Below are 228 nucleotides of genomic sequence, written 5' to 3'. Positions count from 1 at the left end.
GATCTCCAGGCGCCAGTTGCCCTCGGCCGGCAACACCAGGCCGGCGTTGGCGGGCGCCTTCTTCAGGCGCGGCGCCAGCACCTTGGCGCCGCGCAGCGCGCACTCGGGCTCGTCCGCCAGCGCCAGCGCGGACGCCAGCGTGTCCAGGTCGGCCGCGGTCTCGCCCAGGTCGACGATGCGCAGGGCCAGTTCCGGATGCTCGTTGCGCGCGGTGCGCAGCAGGCCCCA

General features: G+C 75.4%; 1 protein-coding gene. It reads right to left on the bottom strand.

The genetic code is table 11. From position 1 onward, the window contains the following. A partial coding sequence (locus tag SB764_RS45265) for a hypothetical protein (protein WP_410867476.1) occupies nucleotides 1-228 on the bottom strand: 228 nt, incomplete at both ends.

The sequence above is a fragment of the Paraburkholderia sp. SIMBA_027 genome (assembly GCF_046535315.1).
GTDB lineage: Bacteria > Pseudomonadota > Gammaproteobacteria > Burkholderiales > Burkholderiaceae > Paraburkholderia > Paraburkholderia tropica.
Note: the sequence above shows the minus strand (reverse complement) of the source record. Positions and strands in the feature narration are given on the sequence as shown.